Source organism: Aeromonas cavernicola (assembly GCF_002795305.1).
GTDB classification, from domain to species: Bacteria; Pseudomonadota; Gammaproteobacteria; order Enterobacterales; family Aeromonadaceae; genus Aeromonas; species Aeromonas cavernicola.
The window spans coordinates 1-23,669 of the sequence record NZ_PGGC01000007.1 but is presented as its reverse complement, the minus strand read 5'-3'; the positions used below and the strand labels follow the sequence as shown (position 1 = coordinate 23,669).

The following is a 23,669-nucleotide window of genomic DNA, read 5'->3' as shown; positions in this document are numbered from 1 at the left end:
ATGTCTACGTGCTGTCCAAAGAAGAAGGTGGTCGTCATACCCCGTTCTTCAAAGGCTACCGTCCACAGTTCTACTTCCGTACAACCGACGTGACTGGAACCATCGAACTGCCGGAAGGCGTAGAGATGGTCATGCCGGGCGACAACATCAAAATGGTTGTTACCCTGATTGCACCGATTGCAATGGACGACGGCCTGCGTTTTGCCATCCGTGAAGGTGGCCGTACCGTAGGTGCTGGTGTTGTAGCTAGCGTAATCGCTTAATCTTTGTCTTACATAAATAAAGCAAAGCCCCTATAATAGGGGCTTTCTTGTGTAGGGGCGTAGTTCGAATTGGTAGAACAGCGGTCTCCAAAACCGATGGTTGCGGGTTCGAGTCCTGCCGCCCCTGCCATATACCTCGTCACGTACGGGGCTTTTTTGTCTTCGGTTACGTCAGATACAGGTGGGTTGTATGAGTGTTAGTTCTGAGAGCCAAGGCGGAAGCAAGGATACCCTGCTTTGGGGCCTAGTTTTCATTATCTTGGTCGCCGTCGTCGCCGTAAACTGGTGGGTTGGTAAGTACCTTGACGTCAATGCTGCATTGCGAGTGTTGGGTATATTAGTTGCGATTGTAGGTGCGGGATTGCTGGCCATTCAAACAGTGAAAGGTAAGGCAACAGTGGCATTTGCCCTTGAGTCTCGCTTAGAAGTTCGCAAGGTTGTATGGCCAACTCGGCAAGAGGCTATTCAGACTACTCTGATTGTGCTGGCAGTTACCGCTGTAATGGGGTTGCTGCTGTTCCTATTGGATGGTGCTTTGGTCTGGTTGGTCAACTTGATTACCGGTGTGTAAGGATTAAGCCATGACTGAACAACGTGAACAGCGTATGAGATGGTATGTCGTGCAGGCATTTTCCGGCTATGAAGGCCGTGTTGCCAAGTCACTGCGTGAGCATATCAAAATGCATGGTATGGAAGACATGTTCGGTGAAGTTCTCGTCCCGACAGAAGAAGTGGTTGAGATGCGCGCCGGCCAGAAGCGCAAGAGCGAGCGCAAGTTCTTTCCTGGCTATGTGCTAGTTCAGATGATGATGGATGAAACCACTTGGCACCTCGTACGTAATGTACCGCGTGTTATGGGTTTTATTGGTGGCACTTCCGATCGTCCTGCTCCTATTTCCGATAAAGAAGCTGATGCCATTCTCAATCGTTTGCAAGATGCTCACGACAAACCACGTCCGAAAACTCTATTTGAGCCGGGTGAAATGGTGCGGGTTGCCGATGGTCCATTTGCCGACTTTAACGGTACCGTGGAAGAGGTCGATTATGAGAAGAGCCGCGTGAAGGTCTCTGTACTGATCTTCGGTCGTTCTACTCCTGTTGAACTGGATTTTGGTCAAGTCGAAAAGGGTTGATTGAATTCTGTACGTTTAACGGTTGTCAGGGGTAGCGAATATCTCTATAATCCGCTGCCCCTTATATTAGTTGGGGAGCCGTTTGCAGGAGTAAGTCTCCGAGGCGCTAGAACCCATTTTTGAGGTATTTTCCTAATGGCTAAGAAAGTCACAGCTTATATCAAGCTGCAGGTTGCTGCTGGTGCAGCCAACCCATCTCCTCCTGTTGGTCCTGCACTGGGTCAACACGGTGTTAACATCATGGAATTCTGTAAGGCGTTCAACGCTCGTACAGAGAAGCTGGAAAAAGGTTCACCGACCCCGGTCGTGATCACCGTATACAGTGATCGTTCGTTTACCTTCGAAACCAAGACTCCACCTGCTGCCTTTTTACTGAAGAAGGCTGCTGGTATTAAGTCAGGTTCAGCCAAGCCGAACAAAGATAAAGTTGGTAAGGTGACCGTGGCTCAGCTGCAAGAAATCGCCAAGACCAAAGAACCGGATATGACTGGTGCCGATTTGGATGCGAAAGTACGTTGCATCGCAGGCTCCGCTCGTTCCATGGGTCTGGTAGTGGAGGATTAAGACAATGGCTAAACTTTCCAAGCGTATGCGCGTTATTCGCGAAAAAGTTGACGGTACCAAAGAGTATTCCATCAACGAAGCCATTGCCCTGCTGAAAGAACTGGCTACCGCCAAGTTCGTTGAAAGCGTTGACGTTGCTGTCAACCTGGGCATCGACGCTCGTAAATCTGATCAGAACGTACGTGGTGCTACAGTACTGCCGCACGGTACTGGTCGTGATGTACGCGTTGCCGTATTTACCCAAGGTGCTAACGCTGAAGCTGCTAAAGCTGCCGGTGCTGACTTAGTAGGTATGGATGACCTGGCCGACATGGTTAAGAAAGGCGAGATGAACTTCGACGTTGTTATCGCATCCCCTGATGCCATGCGCGTTGTTGGTCAACTGGGCCAAATCTTGGGCCCACGTGGCCTGATGCCTAACCCTAAAGTTGGCACTGTAACTCCTAACGTTGCTGAAGCGGTCAAGAACGCCAAAGCGGGTCAGGTCCGTTACCGTAACGACAAGAATGGTATCATCCATACCACTCTAGGTAAGGTTTCTTTCAACGAAGCTCAGCTGAAAGAAAACTTGGAAGCGCTGCTGGTTGCCCTGAAAAAAGGCAAGCCCTCTTCCGCCAAAGGCATATTCATCAAGAAAGTCAGCATCTCCACCACCATGGGTGCCGGTGTTGCGGTCGATCAAGCTTCTCTGGAAGCTCAGGCCTAATTGATGGGTTTTACAAGGCACAAAATTTAATCTATAATTTTGCGCCTTGATTGGTTGGGGGTTTCGACCTCCGTCCAAGACCGCAGGTGGCTGCAAAGCCTTAATGTTTCCTGCGTAGACGGTGCCGGAAACCCAGCGAGAAAGTTTCTTTCTCTTCTGGAATCCTGCTACCGCATCGTTCCCCTCGGTTGTTAAAGGTCGAAGGGATGTGTATGTACTGAGTCAATTAAGACTCGGATTCAATCCAGGAGTTAAGCCAATGGCATTAGGACTCGAAGACAAAAAGGCAATTGTTGCTGAAGTCAACGAAGCTGCCAAAGGCGCTCTGTCAGCAGTTGTAGCCGATTCTCGCGGTGTCACTGTAGACAAGATGACCGTCCTGCGTAAAACCGCTCGTGAAGCGGGTGTATATATGCGCGTTGTGCGTAACACCCTGCTGCGTCGTGCGGTAGAAGGCACCGATTACGAGTGCCTGAATGACGCATTTACCGGTCCGACCTTGATTGCTTTCTCTAACGAACATCCAGGCGCTGCTGCCCGTTTGTTCAAAGAGTTTGCCAAAGCGAACCAAAAGTTCGAAATCAAGGCTGGCGCTTTTAACGGTGAGTTTATCGCCGCAGCACAAATTGATCGTCTGGCCACACTGCCGACTTACGAAGAAGCAATTGCGAAGTTGATGGCGACTATGAAAGAAGCCTCTGCTGGCAAGCTGGTTCGTACTATCGCTGCTGTGCGCGATCAGAAACAAGCTGCTGCTTGATTCTCATCTAAAGCTGTTTGATTTTATTCAACATCAGGAATTTTTGTTATGTCTATCACTAAAGACCAAATCATTGAAGCGGTTGCTTCCATGTCTGTAATGGAAGTCGTTGAGCTGATCGAAGCTATGGAAGAGAAGTTCGGTGTTTCTGCTGCTGCTGCCGTTATGGCTGGCCCAGCTGCTGCTGAAGCAGTAGAAGAGAAAACCGAGTTCGACGTAGTTCTGACTGCTGCTGGCGCTAACAAAGTTGCCGTCATCAAAGCTGTCCGTGCCGCTACCGGTCTGGGCTTGAAAGAAGCCAAAGATCTGGTTGAAGCTGCACCAGCTAACCTGAAAGAAGCCGTGTCTAAGGACGAAGCTGAAGCTCTGAAGAAAGAGCTGGAAGCTGCCGGTGCTTCTGTTGAGATCAAATAATCTGCATCTCTGTAGATTAGCCTGACTAAACAGGCTAAGGCTGGTGAATTATTATTCACCAGCCTTTTTGCGCTGTAGACCGAGAGTATTTCACACCGTTTACGACTCTCGGTGCACCAGCAATCCGGACTGTCTTCTTTCGTTCGGGCCAACACAAAACGGTGTTGAGACAGAGCTGTCCTGCGGGACAGAGTGGGTCACTTATCAGCGAGCTGAGGAACCCTATGGTTTACTCTTATACCGAAAAAAAACGCATTCGTAAGGACTTCGGTAAGCGAGACCAGGTACTGGACACGCCTTATCTGTTGTCCATTCAGCTGGACTCCTTCAAGCAGTTCATCGAGGCTGACCCGGAAGGTGAATATGGCCTAGAGGCCGCTTTCCGTAGCGTTTTCCCGATCACCAGTTACTCCGGTAGTGCTGAGCTTCAGTACGTCAGCTATCGCCTGGGTGAGCCGGTATTTGACGTAAAAGAATGCCAGATCCGTGGAGTGACCTACTCCGCGCCGCTGCGTGTCAAGCTTCGTATGGTTCTATACGACCGTGAAGCAGCTGCCGGCACCGTCAAAGACATCAAGGAACAAGAAGTATACATGGGCGAAATTCCGCTCATGACCGAGAACGGTACCTTTGTTATCAATGGAACCGAACGAGTAATCGTTTCCCAGCTGCATCGCAGCCCGGGTGTCTTCTTCGACCATGATAAAGGCAAAACTCATTCATCCGGTAAGGTGCTGTATAACGCCCGCGTTATTCCCTACCGTGGTTCTTGGCTGGACTTCGAGTTCGATGCAAAAGACAACCTGTTTGTCCGTATCGACCGTCGTCGTAAATTGCCAGCGTCTATTATTCTGCGCGCCTTGGACTTCACTTCCGAGCAAATCCTCGCCACCTTCTTCGAGACCATTGGTTTTGAAGTCAAAGATGGCAAGTTGATGATGGATCTGGTGCCAGAGCGCCTGCGTGGTGAAACCGCGACCTTTGACATCGTGGCCAATGGTGCCGTGGTGGTTGAGACCGGTCGTCGGGTGACTGCGCGCCATATTCGTCAGTTGGAAAAAGACGCTATCACTCAGATTGAGGTCCCTGTTGAGTATGTTGTTGGCAAGGTTGCTGCCAAGGACTACGCACATCCGCAAACGGGTGAGATGGTTGTGACTGCTAACCAAGCACTGAGCTTGGAAGCGATCGCCAACCTATCCCAAGCTGGCTTCAAGCATTTCGAGGTTCTGTTCACCAATGAACTGGATCACGGTGCTTACATGTCCGAGACCCTGCGTGTTGACTCTAGCTCCAACCGTCTGGAAGCGCTGGTCGAAATCTATCGCATGATGCGTCCGGGCGAGCCGCCTACTCGCGAAGCTGCAGAACAGCTGTTCGAAAATCTGTTCTTCTCCGCCGAGCGTTACGACCTGTCTACTGTAGGTCGGATGAAGTTCAACCGCCGTCTGGGTCGTGAAGACGAGACTGGCGTTGGCGTACTGACCAAAGACGACATCGTTGAAGTCATGAAGCGCCTGATCGACATCCGTAACGGTAACGATGAAGTGGATGATATCGACCACTTGGGTAACCGTCGTATCCGTTCTGTCGGTGAAATGGCTGAAAATCAGTTCCGCGTGGGCTTGGTTCGTGTCGAGCGGGCGGTCAAGGAGCGTCTCTCCTTGGGCGACCTAGACACCCTGATGCCACAGGACTTGATCAACGCTAAGCCGATCTCTGCCGCAGTCAAAGAGTTCTTTGGTTCCAGCCAGTTGTCCCAGTTTATGGACCAGAACAACCCGCTTTCCGAAGTGACCCACAAGCGTCGGATCTCCGCGCTGGGCCCAGGCGGTTTGACGCGTGAGCGTGCCGGCTTTGAAGTCCGAGACGTACACCCGACTCACTACGGTCGCCTGTGCCCTATCGAGACTCCTGAAGGTCCGAACATCGGTCTGATCAACTCTTTGTCTGTGTACTCTCGTACCAACGAGTATGGTTTCCTCGAGACGCCGTACCGTAAGGTCATTGATGGTGTGATCACCGACGAAGTGGACTACCTGTCTGCGATTGAAGAAGGCAAATACGTGATCGCACAGGCTAACGCCGCGACCACCGAAGATAGCCGTCTGAAAGATGAATTGATCCCGTGCCGTCACAAAGGTGAATCCACCTTTATGAACGCCGACCAAATCCAGTATATGGACGTGAGCCCGCAGCAGATCGTATCTGTGGCAGCAGCGCTGATCCCGTTCCTGGAGCACGATGACGCGAACCGCGCATTGATGGGTTCAAACATGCAACGTCAGGCTGTACCGACTCTGCGTGCTGACAAGCCGCTGGTAGGTACCGGTATGGAACGCGCTGTGGCCGTTGACTCCGGTGTTACGGTCGTTGCCAAGCGTGGTGGTGTGACGGATTACGTCGATGCTTCCCGTATCGTTATCAAGGTAAACGAAGATGAGCTGATGCCAGGCGAAGCCGGTATCGACATCTACAACCTGACCAAGTACACCCGTTCTAACCAGAACACTTGTATCAACCAGCGTCCTTGCGTGATGTTGGGTGAGCCGGTGATGGCGGGCGATGTACTGGCCGATGGTCCATCTACCGATCTGGGTGAGTTGGCGCTGGGTCAGAACTTACGCGTCGCGTTCATGCCGTGGAATGGCTACAACTTCGAAGACTCGATCTTGGTGAACGAGCGGGTGGTTCAGGAAGACCGCCTGACCACGATTCACATCCAAGAGCTGGCGTGTATCTCCCGTGATACCAAGCTGGGCCCAGAAGAGATCACGGCTGATATCCCGAACGTAGGTGAAGCCGCCCTCTCCAAGTTGGATGAGTCAGGTATCGTCTACGTGGGTGCCGAAGTGAAAGGCGGTGACATTCTGGTCGGTAAGGTAACGCCGAAAGGCGAAACCCAGTTGACGCCAGAAGAGAAGCTGCTACGCGCCATCTTTGGTGAGAAGGCCTCCGATGTGAAGGACTCCTCCCTGCGCGTGCCGAATGGCGTGTACGGTACTGTGGTTGACGTGCAAGTCTTTACCCGCGATGGCGTGGAGAAAGACAAGCGCGCTAAAGAAATCGAAGAGATGCAGCTGAAGGAAGCGAAAAAGGACTTGACTGAAGAGTTCAAGATCCTAGAAGACGGCGTATTTGGCCGTTCCCGCAACCTGCTGCTGGCTGCCGGTTACAGCGAAGATCGTCTGAACAAGCTGGATCGTTCTAAATGGTTTGAATTGGCCATCGAAGATGAAGCTAAGCAGACTGAATTAGAGCAGATCGCTGAGCAGCATATCGAGCTCAAAGCCGACTTCGATAAGAAGTTTGAGAACAAGCGCCGCAAGATTATCCAGGGTGATGATCTGGCGCCGGGCGTACTGAAAATCGTCAAGGTCTATCTGGCGGTTAAGCGTCGCATCCAGCCGGGTGACAAGATGGCGGGCCGTCACGGTAACAAGGGTGTTATCTCTAAGATCTGCCCGGTCGAAGATATGCCTCATGACGAGTTCGGCCGTCCGGTTGACATCGTACTGAACCCGCTCGGTGTTCCATCTCGTATGAACATCGGTCAGATCCTCGAAGTGCACTTAGGCCTCGCAGCCAAGGGTATCGGCGAGAAGATAGACCGCATGATTAAAGAGCAGCGTGAGCTGCACGAGATGCGCAGCTTCTTACAACAGGTCTACGACTTGGGTGAGAAGGATTCCCAGCAAGTGAATATCGCTGAGCTATCAGACGACGACGTGCGTACCCTAGCGGGTAACCTACGTAAGGGACTGCCAGTCGCTACTCCCGTGTTTGATGGTGCCAAAGAGCACGAAATCAAAGCCCTGCTTAAGTTGGCTGATCTGCCAGAATCCGGTCAGATTGACCTGTTCGATGGCCGTACTGGTAATCCGTTCGAGCGCAAGGTAACCGTTGGTTACATGTACATGTTGAAGTTGAACCACTTGGTCGATGACAAGATGCATGCGCGTTCTACCGGTTCTTACAGCTTGGTTACTCAGCAACCGTTGGGTGGTAAAGCACAGTTCGGTGGCCAGCGTTTCGGTGAGATGGAAGTGTGGGCCCTGGAGGCTTATGGTGCGGCATATACCCTGCAGGAGATGCTGACCGTTAAGTCTGACGATGTGAATGGCCGTACCAAGATGTATAAGAACATCGTGGATGGCGACCACCGTATGGAGCCGGGCATGCCCGAATCCTTCAACGTATTGCTGAAGGAAATCCGCTCTCTGGGTATCAACATCGAGCTGGACGAAGAGTAAGAGCTCGCTCTTATTGTTCGCGAATTGACGTGGGCGCCCCGCTGTTTTGGCAGCTGGGGCGCCGAGGTTAGACTCCTGACAGGGGAAACACGTGAAAGACTTACTCAAGTTTTTAAAGGCTCAGACCAAGACCGAAGAGTTTGACAGCATTAAAATCGGTCTGGCCTCTCCTGACATGATCCGCTCCTGGTCATTCGGTGAGGTCAAAAAGCCTGAGACCATCAACTACCGGACTTTCAAGCCGGAGCGTGATGGTCTGTTCTGTGCCCGTATCTTTGGACCGGTGAAGGACTACGAGTGTCTGTGCGGCAAATACAAGCGCCTGAAACACCGTGGTGTGATCTGTGAGAAGTGCGGCGTTGAAGTGACCCAGACCAAGGTCCGTCGTGAGCGTATGGGCCACATCGAGCTGGCCAGCCCGACCGCCCACATCTGGTTCCTGAAGTCCCTGCCGTCCCGTATCGGTCTGCTGCTGGACATGACCCTGCGCGACATCGAGCGCGTGCTTTACTTCGAATCTTTCGTAGTAATCGAGCCGGGCATGACCAACCTTGAACGTAGCCAGATGCTCTCTGAAGAGCAGTACTTGGATGCGTTGGAAGAGTGGGGCGACGAATTTGACGCTAAGATGGGTGCCGAAGCAATCCTAGCATTGCTGCGTGCTATCGATCTGGAAGGTGAAGTCAAAACCATGCGTGAGGAGCTGGATCAAACCAACTCCGAGACCAAGCGCAAGAAGACCACCAAGCGTCTGAAGCTGATGGAAGCGTTCCTGCAGTCCGGCAACAAGCCGGAGTGGATGATCATGACAGTGCTGCCTGTACTGCCGCCGGACCTGCGTCCGCTGGTACCGCTGGACGGCGGCCGTTTCGCGACTTCCGATCTGAACGATCTGTACCGTCGCGTGATCAACCGTAACAACCGCTTGAAGCGTCTGCTGGATCTGGCTGCGCCGGACATCATCGTGCGCAACGAAAAGCGTATGCTGCAAGAGTCCGTCGATGCGCTGCTGGATAACGGCCGTCGCGGTCGTGCCATCACCGGTTCCAACAAGCGCCCGCTGAAATCTTTGGCCGACATGATCAAAGGTAAGCAGGGTCGTTTCCGTCAGAACCTGCTGGGTAAACGTGTCGACTACTCGGGTCGTTCCGTTATTACCGTAGGCCCGACCCTGCGCTTACATCAGTGCGGTCTGCCGAAGAAGATGGCGCTGGAACTGTTCAAACCGTTTATCTATGGCAAGCTGGAAACCCGCGGTCTGGCAACCACGATCAAGGCCGCCAAGAAGATGGTGGAGCGCGAAGAAGCTGTCGTTTGGGATATTCTGGACGAAGTGATCCGCGAGCACCCGGTTTTGCTGAACCGTGCACCGACCCTGCACCGTCTGGGTATCCAAGCATTCGAACCGACCTTGGTTGAAGGTAAGGCAATCCAGCTGCACCCGCTGGTTTGTGCTGCCTATAACGCGGACTTCGACGGTGACCAGATGGCGGTGCACGTACCGCTGACCCTGGAAGCCCAGCTGGAAGCGCGTGCGCTGATGATGTCTACCAACAACATCCTGTCGCCTGCCTCTGGTGAGCCGATCATCGTTCCTTCTCAGGACGTGGTCTTGGGTCTGTACTACATGACCCGCGCCCGCATCAATGCGAAGGGTGAAGGTATGGTGCTGTCCGGCCCGAAAGAGGCCGAGAAAGTGTACCGTGCCGGTCTGGCCGACCTGCATGCTCGGGTAAAAGTGCGTATTACCGAATTCCTGCGCCAGGAAGACGGCTCGCTGCGTGAACACACCGAGCTGAAGAACACCACTATTGGTCGTGCGATTCTGAGCCTAATCCTGCCCAAAGGTATGGAGTACGCCCTGATCGACGAGCCGAAGGAGTTGACTGCTGCTGAGCAGGCTGATCTGGATGCTAATCCGCAGAACTGGATCAAATATGTATCCAACAAGGCGCTGGGCAAAAAGCTCATCTCCCGTCTGCTGAACACCTGCTACCGTAAGCAGGGCCTGAAAGACACCGTTATCTTCGCTGACCAGCTGATGTATACCGGTTTCCACTACGCGGCCCTGTCAGGCGCCTCTGTTGGTATCGATGACATGGTCATCCCAGATGCCAAGAAAGACATCATTGCAGCAGCTGAAGCCGAAGTTGCCGAGATCCAGGACCAGTTCCTGTCCGGTCTGGTGACTGCGGGCGAGCGTTACAACAAGGTTATCGATATCTGGGCCAGCGCCAACGAGCGTGTCTCCAAGGCCATGATGGAGAACTTGTCCAAAGAGCGTAACGTCAACTCGTTGGGTGAAGAAGAAGAGCAGGCCTCGTTCAACAGCATCTTTATGATGGCCGACTCTGGTGCGCGGGGTTCCGCTGCCCAGATCCGTCAGTTGGCCGGTATGCGTGGCCTGATGGCCAAGCCGGATGGCTCTATCATCGAGACGCCAATTGTCGCCAACTTCCGCGAAGGTCTGAACGTTCTACAGTACTTTATCTCCACGCACGGTGCTCGTAAGGGTCTAGCGGATACCGCACTGAAGACCGCGAACTCCGGTTACCTGACTCGTCGTCTGGTTGACGTGGCACAAGACATGGTGATCACCGAGGACGATTGCGGCACGACCGAAGGTCTGTGGATGACGCCGCTGATCGAAGGTGGCGACGTTGTCGAGCCGTTGCGTGAGCGCGTGCTGGGCCGTGTGGTTGCCGATGACGTGATCAAGCCGGGTACCGAAGATGAAGTGCTAGTAGCACGTAACACTCTGCTCGACGAGCAACTGTGTGACCTGCTGGAGCGCAACTCTGTTGACCGGGTAAAAGTGCGTTCTGCCATCACCTGTGAAACTGACTTCGGTAACTGTGCTCACTGCTACGGCCGTGATCTGGCCCGTGGTCACCTGGTTAACAAGGGTGAGGCTGTCGGTGTTATCGCCGCCCAATCCATCGGTGAACCAGGTACCCAGCTGACGATGCGTACTTTCCACATCGGTGGTGCCGCATCTCGTGCCGCTGCTGAGAGCAGCATTCAGGTCAAGAACACCGGTAGCATCAAGCTGCAGAATGCCAAGTTTGTTCACAACAGTGACGATAAGCTGGTTATCACTTCTCGCTCTACCGAAGTGACCATCATGGATGAAATGGGCCGTACTAAGGAGAGCCATAAGCTGCCTTACGGTGCCGTATTAGAAGTGAAAGATGGCCAGTCTGTGACAACAGGTCAAACTGTTGCCAACTGGGATCCGCACACCCACCCAATCATCACCGAAGTGGCAGGTCGTCTGCAGTTCGAACACATGATCGATGGCGTGACCATCACTCGTCAGACTGACGAGCTGACTGGTCTCTCTTCTATCGTCGTACTGGATGTCAACGAGCGTCCGAGTGCCGGTAAAGAGATGCGTCCGACCGTTAAACTGGTCGACCTGAACGGTAAAGACGTGATGATCCCAGGTACCGATGTCGCTGCCCAGTACTTCCTGCCGGGTAAGGCGATCGTCAACCTGGAAGATGGTGCCAACGTGGGCGTGGGTGACGCGGTAGCGCGTATCCCGCAAGAATCCGGCGGTACCAAGGACATCACCGGTGGTCTGCCGCGCGTTGCGGATCTGTTCGAAGCACGTCAACCGAAGGAACCGGCCATTCTAGCCGAGATCTCCGGTACCATCTCCTTCGGGAAAGAGACCAAGGGCAAACGCCGTCTGGTCATCACTCCGACCGATGGTGGCAACGTCTACGAAGAAATGATTCCGAAGTGGCGTAACCTGAACGTGTTCGAAGGTGAAAAAGTTGAGAAGGGCGAAGTGCTGGCGGACGGTCCTGAGTCTGCGCACGACATCCTGCGTCTACGCGGTATCAGCCCGGTCGCCAACTATATCGCCAACGAAGTGCAAGATGTTTACCGTTTGCAAGGCGTTAAGATCAACGACAAGCACATCGAAGTCATCGTTCGTCAGATGCTGCGTAAGTGCGAGATCCTGAGTGCTGGCGATACCGATCTGATCGAAGGTGAACAGGTTGAAGTGGCTCGTGTGAAGATTGCCAACCGTAAGCTGGTAGCCGAGGGCAAGACCCCTGCGACCTTCCGTCATGTCCTGATGGGTATTACCAAGGCCTCTCTGAGCACCGAATCCTTCATCTCTGCGGCCTCTTTCCAGGAAACCACTCGCGTACTGACCGAAGCCGCCGTTGGTGGCAAGCGTGATGAACTGCGTGGCTTGAAAGAGAACGTCATCGTGGGTCGTCTGATCCCGGCGGGTACCGGCTTTGCCTACCACCATAGCCGGATCAACCAGCGTGCTGCTGCCGCTCGTGCGGTAGGGGTGCCCCAAGTGACGGCGAACGAAGCAGAGCAAAGCTTGGCTGATATGCTAAATGCTGCGGGTGGATTCGACGAAGAGTAAGGATGGCTTGGCTACATACTGACCCTTACAGGGCATAGTAATGTAGCCAACGTATTGCTTCAGTTGATTTCACTGACAGAAAGGCCGGAACCGATTGATTTGGTTCCGGCCTTTTTATTGCCCTCTATTTACTCATTTGGCGCAGCTCGCACTTCGCCTGTACTGTGCAGGCCATCAACCTATTAGTGCCCGTGCTATGGTGGGCTCGCGTGTCTCAACAAGTGGAGTTGAGCATCACGAGTCTGGCGTGAGCGGCCGTTATCCGCAAAGCTGCTGCGGTCTGCTGTGCCTTATGGATATGAGCGACATACCAGTATAAAAAAAGCCGCCCACTTCACCTATGTGCAGTGGGCGGCTTGTTAGTTGCGTTTTATCAAACGTCGAGGTTAGCTACACGCAGGGCGTTGGTCTCGATAAAGTCGCGGCGAGGCTCCACGGCATCACCCATCAAGGTCGAGAAGAGCTGGTCAGCACCGACGGCATCATCAATGGTGACGCGCAGCATCCGGCGCGCTTCTGGATCCATGGTGGTTTCCCACAACTGTTCTGGGTTCATCTCTCCCAACCCCTTATAGCGCTGAATATAGATGCCACGCTTGCCTTCGCCCATCAGCCACTCGACGGCTTCCACAAAGCTGGCGACCGGTTTGACCTTCTCCCCACGCTTGATGAAGCCACCCTCTTCGATCAGGTTGGCGATCTCTTTACCGAGCGAGACCAGCTTGCTGTACTCGGAGGATTGCAGGAAGTCGTAGCTGAGTGGGTACTCGCGGTCAACCCCGTGCTGACGTACTACGGCGTGCGGCACGTACAGGCTACGCTCTTCGTCACGACGAACTTGGATCTGGTACTGGATTCCGTGGTTGCTCTCGTTGAGCACGGCTTCCATACCCTGACACCAAGCCAGTAGATCGCTCTCACTGGTTAACAACGCTTCGTTCAGCTCAGGCTGATAGATCAATTGGGTCAGCACCGCATCCGGCGCGCGGCGGGACATCCGGGTGATCAGATGGGTCACTGAGCGGTGCTGATTCACCAAACGCTCCAGCGCTTCACCCGCGATCGCAGGTGCCGACTCATTGACGTGCAGACTGGCGCCATCCAGTGCCATGGTGGTCTGGTATTGCAGCAGTGCATCTTCGTCTTTCAGGTACTGCTCCTGCTTACCCTTTTTCACCTTGTAGAGTGGCGGCTGGGCGATGTAGACATAGCCGCGCTCGATGATTTCCGGCATCTGGCGATAGAAGAAGGTCAGCAGCAGGGTGCGGATGTGGGCGCCATCGACGTCCGCATCGGTCATGATGATGATGTTGTGGTAGCGCAGCTTGTCCGGGTTGTACTCGTCACGACCGATACCACAACCCAGTGCGGTGATCAGGGTGCCCACCTCTTGCGAGGAAATCATTTTGTCGAAACGGGCCTTCTCCACGTTCAGGATCTTGCCCTTGAGCGGCAGAATGGCTTGATTTTTACGGTTGCGACCCTGCTTGGCGGAACCGCCAGCAGAGTCTCCTTCCACGATGTAGAGCTCGGAGAGCGCTGGGTCTTTTTCCTGACAGTCTGCCAGCTTGCCGGGCAGACCGGCGATGTCCAGCGCCCCTTTGCGGCGGGTTAGTTCGCGGGCCTTGCGGGCCGCTTCACGGGCACGGGCCGCATCGATGATCTTGTTGACCACTATCTTGGCATCGCTCGGGTTTTCCAGCAGGAACTCGCCAAGCTTCTCACCCATCGCCTGTTCAACGGCGGTCTTCACCTCAGAAGAGACCAGCTTGTCCTTGGTCTGGGAGGAGAACTTAGGGTCCGGCACCTTGACCGAGATAACGGCAATCAGACCTTCCCGTACGTCATCGCCACTGGCGGCGGACTTTGCCTTCTTGCTGTAGTCCTCTTTATCCATGTAGGTGTTGAGAGTACGGGTCAGCGCAGTCCGAAAGCCCACCAAGTGAGTGCCACCATCCCGCTGTGGGATGTTGTTGGTAAAGCAGTAGACCCCTTCCTGATAGGCATCGTTCCACTGCATCGCCACTTCAACGCCGATGCCATCTTGCTCGGTAGTGAAGTGGAACACTTTCGGGTGGATTGGCGTTTTGTTCTGGTTGAGGTATTCCACGAAGGCCTTGATGCCGCCTTCGTAGCAGAAATGTACCTCACGGCCATCGCGCTCATCTTGCAGACGGATGGAGACCCCAGAGTTGAGGAAAGAGAGCTCGCGCAGCCGCTTGGCTAGGATCTCGTAGTGATACAGGGTATCGGTGAAGATGGTCGGGCTCGGCCAAAAGCGTACCTCGGTACCGGTGCCGGTGCTGTCGCCAATCTGTTTGAGCGGCGCTTGTGGCTCACCTAAGTGATAGGTTTGCTCATACACATGGCCGTTACGACGAATGGTCAGCAGCAGTTTGTCAGAGAGGGCGTTGACGACGGAGACGCCCACGCCATGTAGGCCACCGGAGACTTTATAAGAGTTATCATCAAACTTACCGCCAGCGTGCAGCACGGTCATGATGACTTCGGCGGCGGAACGGCCCTCTTCTGGGTGAATGTCGACCGGAATGCCCCGGCCGTTATCGCGCACAGAGACGGAACCGTCGGAGTGGATCTTCACCAAAATATCGGAGCAGTAGCCAGCCAGTGCCTCGTCAATAGAGTTATCGACGACCTCAAACACCATGTGGTGCAGACCAGAACCATCATCGGTATCGCCGATATACATCCCCGGGCGCTTACGGACTGCATCCAAGCCCTTCAGCACCTTGATATTCGAGGAGTCGTAAGTATTTTCACTCATAGCTTACTCTCTGCCTTCTCTTGCGTTTCAGAGATTTTGCCTTGCTCCACGAGGAATAACTTGCCGTCATGGGTATCCATCATGTCTGCAAGTTGTCCGGTGTCGATGGCGGTGATGAACACCTGAGACGCACATTGCTTAAGCCGGGTGGCCAGCAGGTGCCGCTTCTCGACATCCAGTTCGGAGGCAAAATCGTCAATTAAAAAAATGCAGCCACGGCTGCTGTGTTGGTTCAAATAGAGTCCTTGGGCCAAGCGCATGGCGCAAACCAGCAATTTGAGTTGGCCCCGAGACAGCATATCTTGGGCGGGTACTCCGTTAGCTTTGAGGCGGACATCGGCTTTCTGTGGCCCGACCCCGGTATAGCCCAACGCTCGGTCCCGCTCAAACCCCGCCTCCAACAGCTCGCTGAGGGGGGTCTCTTTTTCCCAGCCCCGATAAAAACCAAGGCTTATCTCGAACTCCGGCAAAAAATCCGCCGTCATCTCTTTGATTAGTGGCGTAATTGCCTGGCAATAGTGGGCACGAAACTCAGCCAGTTCACTACCTAGCCGCACCAGTTCTTGATCCCAAAACGCTAACTGGCGATACGCGCTGCTCTGGCGCAGCAAGGCGTTGCGTTGTTTTAGCAACCGCCGCACCCGCCCCCAGAGCGAGAAGAAGGCCGGCTGCTGATGGAAGACCCCCCAATCGAGCCATGCTCGGCGTGCTTGCGGCCCCCCCGTCAGCAAATTAAAGCCATCCGGATGGATCAACTGCACCGGCAGTAGTTCGGCCAACTCGGCCAACCGCTGGGCCTGGATACCATCAATTTTTAGCTGGGTCTCACCGCTCTTATCTTTGGCAAGACCAATGGGCACTTGCCGCCCATCCAGTTCGCACTGAGCAAACAGGGTAAAGGCGCGCTCCCCTTGGCGGATCACCCGACCAGTCAGATGGGTGCGAAACGAACGACCCAACCCAAGATAGTGGATCGCTTCCAGCACGCTGGTTTTACCGCTGCCATTGCACCCGACCAAGATGTTCAAGCTGGGCGACAACGTGAGGCTGGCGTGCTGAATATTGCGAAAGTCGTGGAGCTGGAGTTTGGCCAGTGACACGACTAGATCCGCATCGGCATTACCACGTATTGAGCATCTTGATGATCAAAATCCTCAATGATGGCACTGCTGACGGAATCGCTCAGGCTAATCCGAATTTGGTCGCATTTTAACGTATTCAGCACGTCGAGCACATACGAGACGTTGAAGCCAATTTCTAACTCGCTGGCGACATATTGTACGTCAAGTAGCTCTTCGGCTTCTTCTTGTTCTGGGTTGTTGGCGGTGATGCGCAGCAGATTTTCCTGCAGATTGAGACGTACCCCACGAAATTTCTCGTTAGAGAGGATGGCGGCGCGAGCAAATGCCTGACGCAGATCCTCACGGCCAGCAATCAGCGCTTTATCGCTACCGCGAGGCATCACACGGCGCCAGTCTGGGAAGCGGCCATCGACCAGTTTGGAGGTGAAGATGAAGCCATCTAGGGCGGCCCGCAGGTTGCTGCGGCCGATCTGCAGCCGTACGGGTTTCTCGTCTGCTTCCAGTAAACGCACCAGCTCCAGCACCCCTTTGCGCGGCAGGATAACCTGATGGTCAGGCAGCGATTCCTCGACGACTTCGCGGCGGCAAGTGGCCAAGCGGTGGCCATCGGTCGCCACCGTGCGCAGACCGCGTCCTTCGCTCTCGAACAACATGCCATTGAGGTAATAGCGCACATCTTGGCTGGCCATGGAAAACTGGGTTGCATCGATCAGTTTTTTTAGTTCGACTTGGCTGATATCGAACTCGAGCACTGATTCCCACTCTTCGATGTTCGGATACTCGTTCGCAGGCAGGGTCGACAAGTTAAATCGCGAGCGCCCGGAGCGAATGATTAAGCGATCCCCTTCGGTATTGAGCCGGATCTCAGCCCCATCAGGCAAGCCACGGCAGATGTCGAGTAGCTTACGGGCGGGCACCGTGGTGCGGCCATCTTGGTGGGCTTCCGTGAGCGGAACTTGGCCAATCATCTCCACTTCAAGGTCGGTACCGGTCAGCGACAGTTGCCCTTGGCTGACATCCAGCAGCACATTGCCGAGGATCGGTAGGGTCGGTCGGCCGCCGAGCGCGCCAGACACCAGTTGCAGGGGACGTAACAGGGCCTCGCGGCTAATTTCGAGCTGCATCTGTGCTCTCCGTTGTGATTAGGAGGAAAAGAGTCGGTGTCAGGTGACAAGATTCGCACTGCATCTGTGTCCATCGTTCCATGAGTTTAGGAGGAGAGAGTGCGAATGAGATTGGAATAGTCCTCTTTGATATCGTGACTTTCTTCCTTTAGCTGCTCGATCTTGCGGCAGGCATGAAGCACGGTGGTATGGTCACGGCCACCAAAGGCATCCCCGATCTCTGGCAAACTGTGGTTGGTCAGCTCCTTGGCCAGTGCCATTGCCAGTTGGCGCGGGCGTGCTACTGAGCGGGAACGGCGTTTGGAGAGCAGATCGGCCAGTTTGATCTTGTAATACTCCGCCACCGTCTTTTGGATATTGTCGATGGTGACTAATTTTTCCTGCAATGCCAGCAGGTCGCGCAGTGCCTCGCGGACAAAGTCGATGTTGATCGCGCGGCCGGTAAAGTTGGCGTTGGCGATCACTCGATTAAGAGCACCTTCCAGTTCACGGACATTGGAGCGTAACCGCTTGGCGATGAAGAAGGCCACTTCGTCCGGCAGATGAATTTGGTTCTCATCGGCCTTGCGCATCAGGATAGCGACCCGAGTTTCCAGCTCTGGCGGTTCGATTGCCACGGTCAGGCCCCAGCCGAAGCGGGACTTGAGACGATCTTCGACGCCATTGATCTCTTTTGGATAGCGATCCGAGGTCAGGATGATCTGCTGGTTACCTTCCAGCAAGGCATTGAAGGTATGGAAGAACTCCTCTTGGGAGCGCTCCTTGTTGGCGAAGAACTGGATATCATCGATCAGCAGGGCATCAACGCTGCGGTAGTAACGCTTGAACTCTTCGATCGCGTTGTTTTGCAGTGCTTTGACCATGTCTTGTACAAACCGCTCGGAGTGCATGTAGATGACTTTGGCATCTTTCTTACTCTCCTTGATGGCATTGCCAACGGCGTGCAGTAGGTGGGTTTTACCCAGACCGGTGCCGCCATAGAGGAACAGCGGGTTATAAGCGCCACCTGGATTGTCCGCTACCTGGCGGGCAGCCGCACGGGCCAACTGGTTGGACTTACCTTCAACAAAGTTTTCGAAGGTGTAGTTTACGTTGGTGTTGCTCTTGTGGTTTGGTTCTGGTTTGGTATCAGCCTTGGTTTCCCAGCTTTTTTGCATGGTGTGTACCGGCGCAGCACCACGCACCGGCGCTTTAGGAGGCGCAACGGGGTGAGGGCGATTACCGATATCAAAGCGCAACATCGGCGTATCGGCTCCGCAGAGCTCATTGATGATGCCATTCACCCGGATGAGGTACTTATCCCGTACCCAGTCCAGCACAAAGCGATTCGGGGCATACAGGGTCAGAGTATTGTCACTCAACTCCGCTTGAAGCGGCCGGATCCACATGCTGAATTCTGCCGAGGGCAACTCATCTTGCAGCCGGTGAAGGCACTGCTGCCATAGCGAAGCAGTCACTCTACGCTCCTGTCGATTGATGAACTAAAGACCGATTATTCTACGTTTTTAACGGTCAGATCTCTAGTTACACCCTCTTGGAAGCAGTAAATAAGATCCTTGACTTTCAAGGATCCGACGCTTCAGGATCGCGCCTCATTCCCTGTGTGGGCCGCCGTTTTACTAGCCTAGAAATCAGAGAGGGCTCGCTGCCGGACGGCACGTTATTTGATATAACCAAATGCCATTTATTTTTTAATTTTATTCCAATAACATCGGCGCAGACCCCGTTATTACAACAATCACCAGATACCGAGAGAGACCCCCATGAGTACATCCATCAAATTGATCACCAGTGCTGCTGTGTTACTGGCAGCGCTCTCTGGCCACGCGGTTGCTCAAGAGACCATTAAAGTCGGCATGTCTGGCAAGTACTTCCCGTTCACCTTCGTCAAGCAGGACAAGCTGCAAGGCTTTGAAGTGGATATGTGGAACCAGATCGGCGAGCGCACTGGCTACAAGGTTGAATTCGTGACTGCCAGTTTCTCAGGTCTGTTTGGGATGCTGGAAACCGGCCGTGTTGATACCATCTCTAACCAGATCACTATCACCGATGAGCGCAAGGCTAAGTACGATTTCTCCCAGCCTTATGTCTATGACGGTGCCCAGATTGTGGTACGCAAAGGTAACAGCACGATCCAAGGGATCAAGGATCTGGAAGGTAAAACAGTCGCCGTTAATTTAGGTTCCAACTTTGAGGATCTGCTGCGTCACTACGATCCACACCACAAAATTGATGTCAAAACCTATGATTCCGCCTTCGAGCAGGATGTGGCATTAGGCCGCATCGATGCCTTTGTGATGGATCGCGTATCCACGGCGCAGCTGATCAAAGAATCTAAGTTACCACTACAGCAGGCGGGTACACCGTTCGAAACCATCGAGAATGCCTTGCCGTTCCTCAAGACCCCAGAAAAACAGGCACTCCTGAAGAAGGTTGACGAAGCACTCACCGCTATGCGCAAAGATGGCGCTCTACGTCAAATATCCGAAAAGTGGTTCGCTGCGGACATAACTAACAAGTAAATGATGGAATTTGACCTCGAGTACACACTCGGGCTGTTTCCCATATTGCTCAAGTATTTGGGCACGACCATGGAAATGGCCCTGTGGGGATTCGTCTTAGCACTCGTGTTGTCGCTGGCATTGGCGATAACACGGGTGTTTCGTGTCCCTATCATTCATTGGTTGGCGATGCTCTATATCTCGTTTTTCCGAGGTACGCCGCTGCTCGTTCAACTGTTCTTACTCTATTACGGATTGCCGCAGCTCTTCCCCATTTTCGTGGGGATGGATGCCTTTACGGCCGCCATTGTTGGGTTGACCCTGCACTTTGCCGCGTATATGGCGGAGTCCATCAGGGCGGCGATCCTCGGCATTCATAAAAGCCAGATGGAGGCTGCACTAAGTATCGGTATGAGCCGCTATCAGGCGATGCAGCGGATCATCTTGCCGCAGGCGGCGCGTATTGCGACCCCGTCACTGATGAACTACTTCATCGACATGATCAAGAGTACCTCACTGGCCTTTACCTTGGGGGTTGCTGAGATCATGGGTAAGGCACAGATGGAGGCCTCTTCCTCCTTTAAGTTTTTTGAAAGCTTCATGGCGGTGGCACTGGTCTACTGGGTGGTGGTGATCTTCTTCACCCGCTTGCAGCATCTGCTCGAAATCCGTCTTAACCGCGCTTATTAAAGGAGGGCTCTGATGATCAAGCTAACTGGCCTCTCCAAGGCATATCACGGCAATCAGGTGCTCAACAGCATCGATTTAGAGGTCAAAAAGGGGGAAATTGTCGTGATCATCGGCCCCTCCGGCACCGGCAAGTCGACCCTGCTGCGCTGCCTGAACCTGCTGGAGATCCCAGATGCGGGCACTCTTGCTATCGATGATCTTGAACTGAATCTGGCCAAGGCCAGTGAGCAGCAGGCGATCGAGCTGCGCAAGCGGGCCTCTTTCGTGTTCCAAAACTACGCCCTGTTTGCCAACAAGACGGCGCTAGATAACATTGCCGAAGGACTTATCACCGTTTGGAAGCAGCCGAAAGCGGAGGCCCGTGCCACTGCGCTTGGCATTCTCAAAGACATTGGCCTTGCCGATAAGCAAGATGCTTATCCTGCGTCACTCTCTGGTGGTCAGCAGCAGCGAGTCGGCATTGGTCGTGCGATGGCAGCGCACTCTAAGGTGATCCTGTTTGACGAGCCGACCTCGGCTCTTGATCCGGAGTGGGTTGATGAGGTGCTTGGCCTGATGAAAGCGTTAGCCCGCCAGCATCAAACCATGGTGGTGGTGACCCATGAGATTGAATTTGCTCGTGATGTTGCCGACCGAGTGATCTTCATGGAAGGGGGGCGGATCGTCGAACAGGGGCCGCCAAGCCAGATTTTGGTCGATCCCAAAGACCCACGTACTCGTGAATTCTTGCGTAAAGTGTTGAAATAGCTCTCTCTTTGGCGGCTTGTCCGCCTTTTTTATGAGCGTGCACCTTGTTTAAGCTTGGCTTGCCAGTATAATCCTGAGCCCTTGATCCTCTCGGATCTTACCTTCATGTTGTGGCCTTTTATTAGACCAGAGCGTGATAGATGAGAACGGCGGATTGACTAAAAGCCGGACTCTGATTAGAATTCGGCCTCTTTTGCTAGTCGTCACACGCTATAGCTGGCGCGTCGGCTAAGTGTGACAATCAAAACTGTACAGTAATACGGAATCGAATCATGAAACGTACCTTTCAACCGTCCAACCTGAAGCGCAAGCGCTCTCACGGTTTCCGCGCCCGCATGGCAACTGCTAACGGTCGTAAAGTGCTGGCCGCTCGTCGTGCCAAGGGTCGTGCTCGCCTGGTAGTCTAATGCCTACCCAGCACACCTTCTCTCGGGAGTTACGTCTGTTAACTCCCGAACACTTCAAACGCGTTTTCGCCGAGCCTGTCAGGGCTGCTTCCCCGCAAATTACGCTTCTTGCTCTTCCCAACTCACTTGAACATCCTCGTCTTGGTCTCGCTGTGCCGAAAAAAGCACTCAAGCGTGCCGTTTGGCGTAACCGTGTCAAACGAGTGGTCAGGGAGAGTTTCCGTCTGACACAACATCAGCTGCCTGCTATCGACATTGTGGTGATTGCTAAGGCTGGGGTGAAAGAGATGGATAACGAAGCGCTGTTCAAGTTACTGGAAAAGTTGTGGCGCACCCTATCACGCCGTTGCAATGGGTAGCGGTCAAACTGATACGCCTGTATCAGCTTTTCATTAGCCCTTTGCTCGGGCCGCGCTGCCGTTTTACCCCAACTTGTTCCCAATTTGCGATAGAAGCCATCCGACTTCACGGTTTCATAAAAGGCGTTTGGTTAGCTAGCAAACGTCTATTAAAATGCCATCCCTTATCCGAGGGTGGTTATGACCCGGTTCCGCAACCAAAGCGAAGAAACTGAAGACTATGGAATCTCAACGCAATCTAATCCTGATCGGTTTACTGTTCGTGAGCTTCTTGCTCTGGCAACAGTGGGAGTCCGATAAAGCTCCTAAGCCTGCCCAGACAACCGTGGCGCAAACCGAACATTTCATACCTGAAGCCGGTCAGTCCGGTGATATTCCTCAGGTTGCCGAGCAAGCTAATGCCAATGCTGCACGCAAGTTGATCACTGTCTCTTCCGACGTGCTCAAGCTGACCCTGGATACCCAGGGTGGCGACATCGTCGCTGCCGACTTGCTTGCTCATAAGCTGGAAGAGGGTAAAGACCAGCCATTTGTGCTGCTCACCAGTCAGCCGGAACACCTCTATGTCGCTCAAAGTGGCTTGGTTGGTCGCAACGGCCCTGATAGCAAGCCCGAAGGTCGCCCAACCTATAGTGCCGCTCAGACCAGTTATCAACTGGCCGATGGACAGGATAGCGTCGTTGTGCCGATGACCTGGACCGACAGCAAGGGCGTGGTCTTCACCAAAGAGTTCATCTTAAAGCGTGGCGACTACACCGTTGGGGTTGATTACAAGATCGACAACCAATCTGCCGATCCCGTTCAGGTGCAGTTTTATGGCCAGCTCAAGCAATCTATCGCTACGCCCAAAGAGCAGCAGGGTAGCGCCTTAGTTGCCAGTGCTTACCGTGGTGCGGCCTTCTCTAGCGAAGAGAGCCGTTACAAGAAGTACACCTTTGACGAGATGAAAGATGCTGACCTGAACAAGACCACCCAAGGTGGTTGGGTCGCCATGTTGCAACACTATTTCGTCTCGGCGTGGGCCCCCAACGCCACCGATACCAACAGCTTCTATAGCCGAGTGATCCCGGGTAAAGAGCAGGCCATCATCGGTTACAAAGCACCGTCGGTTGATGTTGCGGCGGGTCAACAGGGCAGCGTGAGCAGCAAGCTGTGGATTGGTCCCAAACTGCAAGACCAGATGGCCAAAGTGGCAAACCATCTCGATCTGACCGTCGACTATGGCTGGCTGTGGTTTATCGCTCAGCCGCTGCACTGGTTGCTCACCGTGTTCCAGAGCTTTATCCAGAACTGGGGGGTTGCCATCATCATGCTGACCCTGCTGGTGCGTGGCATCATGTTCCCGCTGACCAAAGCCCAGTACACCTCAATGGCCAAGATGCGCATGTTGCAGCCTAAACTGGCTGCGCTAAAAGAGCGCTTCGGTGACGATCGCCAAAAGATGTCCCAAGGCATGATGGAGCTGTACAAGAAGGAGAAGGTCAA

Annotated in this window: 20 protein-coding genes and 1 tRNA gene; 17 read left to right on the top strand and 4 right to left on the bottom strand. The window is 53.8% G+C overall.

All coding sequences use genetic code 11. From position 1 onward, the window contains the following. The 10 genes from CUC53_RS01530 to rpoC form a co-directional block, all read left to right on the top strand. On the top strand, positions 1 to 263 hold a 263-nt coding region (locus tag CUC53_RS01530; RefSeq protein ID WP_475360519.1), incomplete at its 5' end, for an EF-Tu C-terminal domain-related protein. A gap of 53 nt (positions 264 to 316) precedes the next feature. Continuing rightward, positions 317 to 393, top strand: a tRNA-Trp gene (locus tag CUC53_RS01525). Between the two features lie 60 nt (positions 394 to 453). Continuing rightward, entirely contained in the window at positions 454 to 834 is a 381-nt protein-coding gene (secE, locus tag CUC53_RS01520; protein ID WP_100292535.1) for a preprotein translocase subunit SecE, read from the top strand. 10 nt (positions 835 to 844) lie between these two features. Further along, the gene (gene nusG / locus CUC53_RS01515) at positions 845 to 1,396 is read left to right on the top strand and encodes a transcription termination/antitermination protein NusG (RefSeq protein WP_042058251.1); all 552 of its coding nucleotides are present in this window, start codon (positions 845 to 847) and stop codon (positions 1,394 to 1,396) included. 135 nt (positions 1,397 to 1,531) lie between these two features. Next, the gene (gene rplK / locus CUC53_RS01510; protein ID WP_100292534.1) at positions 1,532 to 1,960 is read left to right on the top strand and encodes a 50S ribosomal protein L11; all 429 of its coding nucleotides are present in this window, start codon (positions 1,532 to 1,534) and stop codon (positions 1,958 to 1,960) included. Positions 1,961 to 1,964: 4 nt separating this feature from the next. After that, on the top strand, positions 1,965 to 2,666 hold the full coding sequence (gene rplA, locus CUC53_RS01505; RefSeq protein WP_100292533.1) for a 50S ribosomal protein L1: 702 nt from the start codon (positions 1,965 to 1,967) through the stop codon (positions 2,664 to 2,666). Between the two features lie 259 nt (positions 2,667 to 2,925). Then, the gene (rplJ, locus tag CUC53_RS01500; protein ID WP_100292532.1) at positions 2,926 to 3,426 is read left to right on the top strand and encodes a 50S ribosomal protein L10; all 501 of its coding nucleotides are present in this window, start codon (positions 2,926 to 2,928) and stop codon (positions 3,424 to 3,426) included. A gap of 48 nt (positions 3,427 to 3,474) precedes the next feature. Further along, complete coding sequence (gene rplL, locus CUC53_RS01495; RefSeq protein WP_100292531.1) at positions 3,475 to 3,840, top strand: 50S ribosomal protein L7/L12; 366 nt, start codon at positions 3,475 to 3,477, stop codon at positions 3,838 to 3,840. A gap of 224 nt (positions 3,841 to 4,064) precedes the next feature. Further along, positions 4,065 to 8,093 (top strand): DNA-directed RNA polymerase subunit beta, encoded by a 4,029-nt coding sequence (gene rpoB / locus CUC53_RS01490; RefSeq protein ID WP_100292530.1) that lies wholly within the window; start codon positions 4,065 to 4,067, stop codon positions 8,091 to 8,093. A gap of 91 nt (positions 8,094 to 8,184) precedes the next feature. Further along, positions 8,185 to 12,489, top strand: coding sequence for a DNA-directed RNA polymerase subunit beta' (gene rpoC, locus CUC53_RS01485; protein ID WP_100292529.1), 4,305 nt, complete (start codon positions 8,185 to 8,187; stop codon positions 12,487 to 12,489). Positions 12,490 to 12,862: 373 nt separating this feature from the next. Here rpoC and gyrB read toward each other — a convergent pair whose 3' ends face one another. The 4 genes from gyrB to dnaA all read right to left on the bottom strand — a co-directional run bounded on the left by gyrB (position 12,863) and on the right by dnaA (position 18,937). After that, positions 12,863 to 15,274 (bottom strand): DNA topoisomerase (ATP-hydrolyzing) subunit B, encoded by a 2,412-nt coding sequence (gene gyrB / locus CUC53_RS01480; protein WP_100292528.1) that lies wholly within the window; start codon positions 15,272 to 15,274, stop codon positions 12,863 to 12,865. Beyond that, a complete protein-coding gene (gene recF / locus CUC53_RS01475; RefSeq protein ID WP_100292527.1) occupies positions 15,271 to 16,374 on the bottom strand; it encodes a DNA replication/repair protein RecF in 1,104 nt (367 codons plus the stop codon). The genes gyrB and recF overlap by 4 nt, the downstream gene beginning before the upstream one ends. Before the next feature lie 2 nt (positions 16,375 to 16,376). After that, entirely contained in the window at positions 16,377 to 17,480 is a 1,104-nt protein-coding gene (gene dnaN / locus CUC53_RS01470; protein ID WP_100292526.1) for a DNA polymerase III subunit beta, read from the bottom strand. Positions 17,481 to 17,566: 86 nt separating this feature from the next. After that, on the bottom strand, positions 17,567 to 18,937 hold the full coding sequence (gene dnaA / locus CUC53_RS01465; RefSeq protein WP_100292525.1) for a chromosomal replication initiator protein DnaA: 1,371 nt from the start codon (positions 18,935 to 18,937) through the stop codon (positions 17,567 to 17,569). Positions 18,938 to 19,243: 306 nt separating this feature from the next. On the opposite strand from dnaA, the gene CUC53_RS01460 reads away from it, so the two are divergent. From CUC53_RS01460 to yidC, 7 genes are all read left to right on the top strand, one after another. Further along, entirely contained in the window at positions 19,244 to 20,002 is a 759-nt protein-coding gene (locus CUC53_RS01460) for an amino acid ABC transporter substrate-binding protein (protein WP_100292524.1), read from the top strand. Then, positions 20,003 to 20,671 carry an amino acid ABC transporter permease gene (locus CUC53_RS01455; protein WP_100292523.1) on the top strand — a complete coding sequence of 223 codons (669 nt, stop codon included), beginning with the start codon at positions 20,003 to 20,005 and terminating at the stop codon, positions 20,669 to 20,671. A gap of 12 nt (positions 20,672 to 20,683) precedes the next feature. Further along, positions 20,684 to 21,418 (top strand): amino acid ABC transporter ATP-binding protein, encoded by a 735-nt coding sequence (locus CUC53_RS01450; RefSeq protein ID WP_100292522.1) that lies wholly within the window; start codon positions 20,684 to 20,686, stop codon positions 21,416 to 21,418. Between the two features lie 272 nt (positions 21,419 to 21,690). Then, positions 21,691 to 21,825: a 50S ribosomal protein L34 gene (gene rpmH, locus CUC53_RS01445; protein ID WP_005307156.1), complete on the top strand. Its 135-nt coding sequence runs from the start codon at positions 21,691 to 21,693 to the stop codon at positions 21,823 to 21,825. Next, on the top strand, positions 21,825 to 22,184 hold the full coding sequence (gene rnpA / locus CUC53_RS01440) for a ribonuclease P protein component (protein ID WP_100292521.1): 360 nt from the start codon (positions 21,825 to 21,827) through the stop codon (positions 22,182 to 22,184). The genes rpmH and rnpA overlap by 1 nt, the downstream gene beginning before the upstream one ends. Beyond that, entirely contained in the window at positions 22,151 to 22,399 is a 249-nt protein-coding gene (yidD, locus tag CUC53_RS01435) for a membrane protein insertion efficiency factor YidD (RefSeq protein ID WP_100292520.1), read from the top strand. Before rnpA ends, yidD begins: the two co-directional genes overlap by 34 nt. A 5-nt stretch (positions 22,400 to 22,404) precedes the next feature. Continuing rightward, positions 22,405 to 23,669 (top strand): membrane protein insertase YidC (gene yidC, locus CUC53_RS01430; RefSeq protein ID WP_100292519.1); only part of this gene is annotated, 1,265 nt, incomplete at its 3' end.

Coding starts and splice junctions, on each gene's coding strand:
- secE (WP_100292535.1), top strand. CDS start 454: ATGAGTGTTAGTTCTGAGAGCCAAGGCGGAAGCAAGGATACCCTGCTT.
- nusG (WP_042058251.1), top strand. CDS start 845: ATGACTGAACAACGTGAACAGCGTATGAGATGGTATGTCGTGCAGGCA.
- rplK (WP_100292534.1), top strand. CDS start 1,532: ATGGCTAAGAAAGTCACAGCTTATATCAAGCTGCAGGTTGCTGCTGGT.
- rplA (WP_100292533.1), top strand. CDS start 1,965: ATGGCTAAACTTTCCAAGCGTATGCGCGTTATTCGCGAAAAAGTTGAC.
- rplJ (WP_100292532.1), top strand. CDS start 2,926: ATGGCATTAGGACTCGAAGACAAAAAGGCAATTGTTGCTGAAGTCAAC.
- rplL (WP_100292531.1), top strand. CDS start 3,475: ATGTCTATCACTAAAGACCAAATCATTGAAGCGGTTGCTTCCATGTCT.
- rpoB (WP_100292530.1), top strand. CDS start 4,065: ATGGTTTACTCTTATACCGAAAAAAAACGCATTCGTAAGGACTTCGGT.
- gyrB (WP_100292528.1), bottom strand. CDS start 15,274: ATGAGTGAAAATACTTACGACTCCTCGAATATCAAGGTGCTGAAGGGC.
- dnaN (WP_100292526.1), bottom strand. CDS start 17,480: ATGCAGCTCGAAATTAGCCGCGAGGCCCTGTTACGTCCCCTGCAACTG.
- CUC53_RS01460 (WP_100292524.1), top strand. CDS start 19,244: ATGAGTACATCCATCAAATTGATCACCAGTGCTGCTGTGTTACTGGCA.
- CUC53_RS01455 (WP_100292523.1), top strand. CDS start 20,003: ATGATGGAATTTGACCTCGAGTACACACTCGGGCTGTTTCCCATATTG.
- CUC53_RS01450 (WP_100292522.1), top strand. CDS start 20,684: ATGATCAAGCTAACTGGCCTCTCCAAGGCATATCACGGCAATCAGGTG.
- rpmH (WP_005307156.1), top strand. CDS start 21,691: ATGAAACGTACCTTTCAACCGTCCAACCTGAAGCGCAAGCGCTCTCAC.
- rnpA (WP_100292521.1), top strand. CDS start 21,825: ATGCCTACCCAGCACACCTTCTCTCGGGAGTTACGTCTGTTAACTCCC.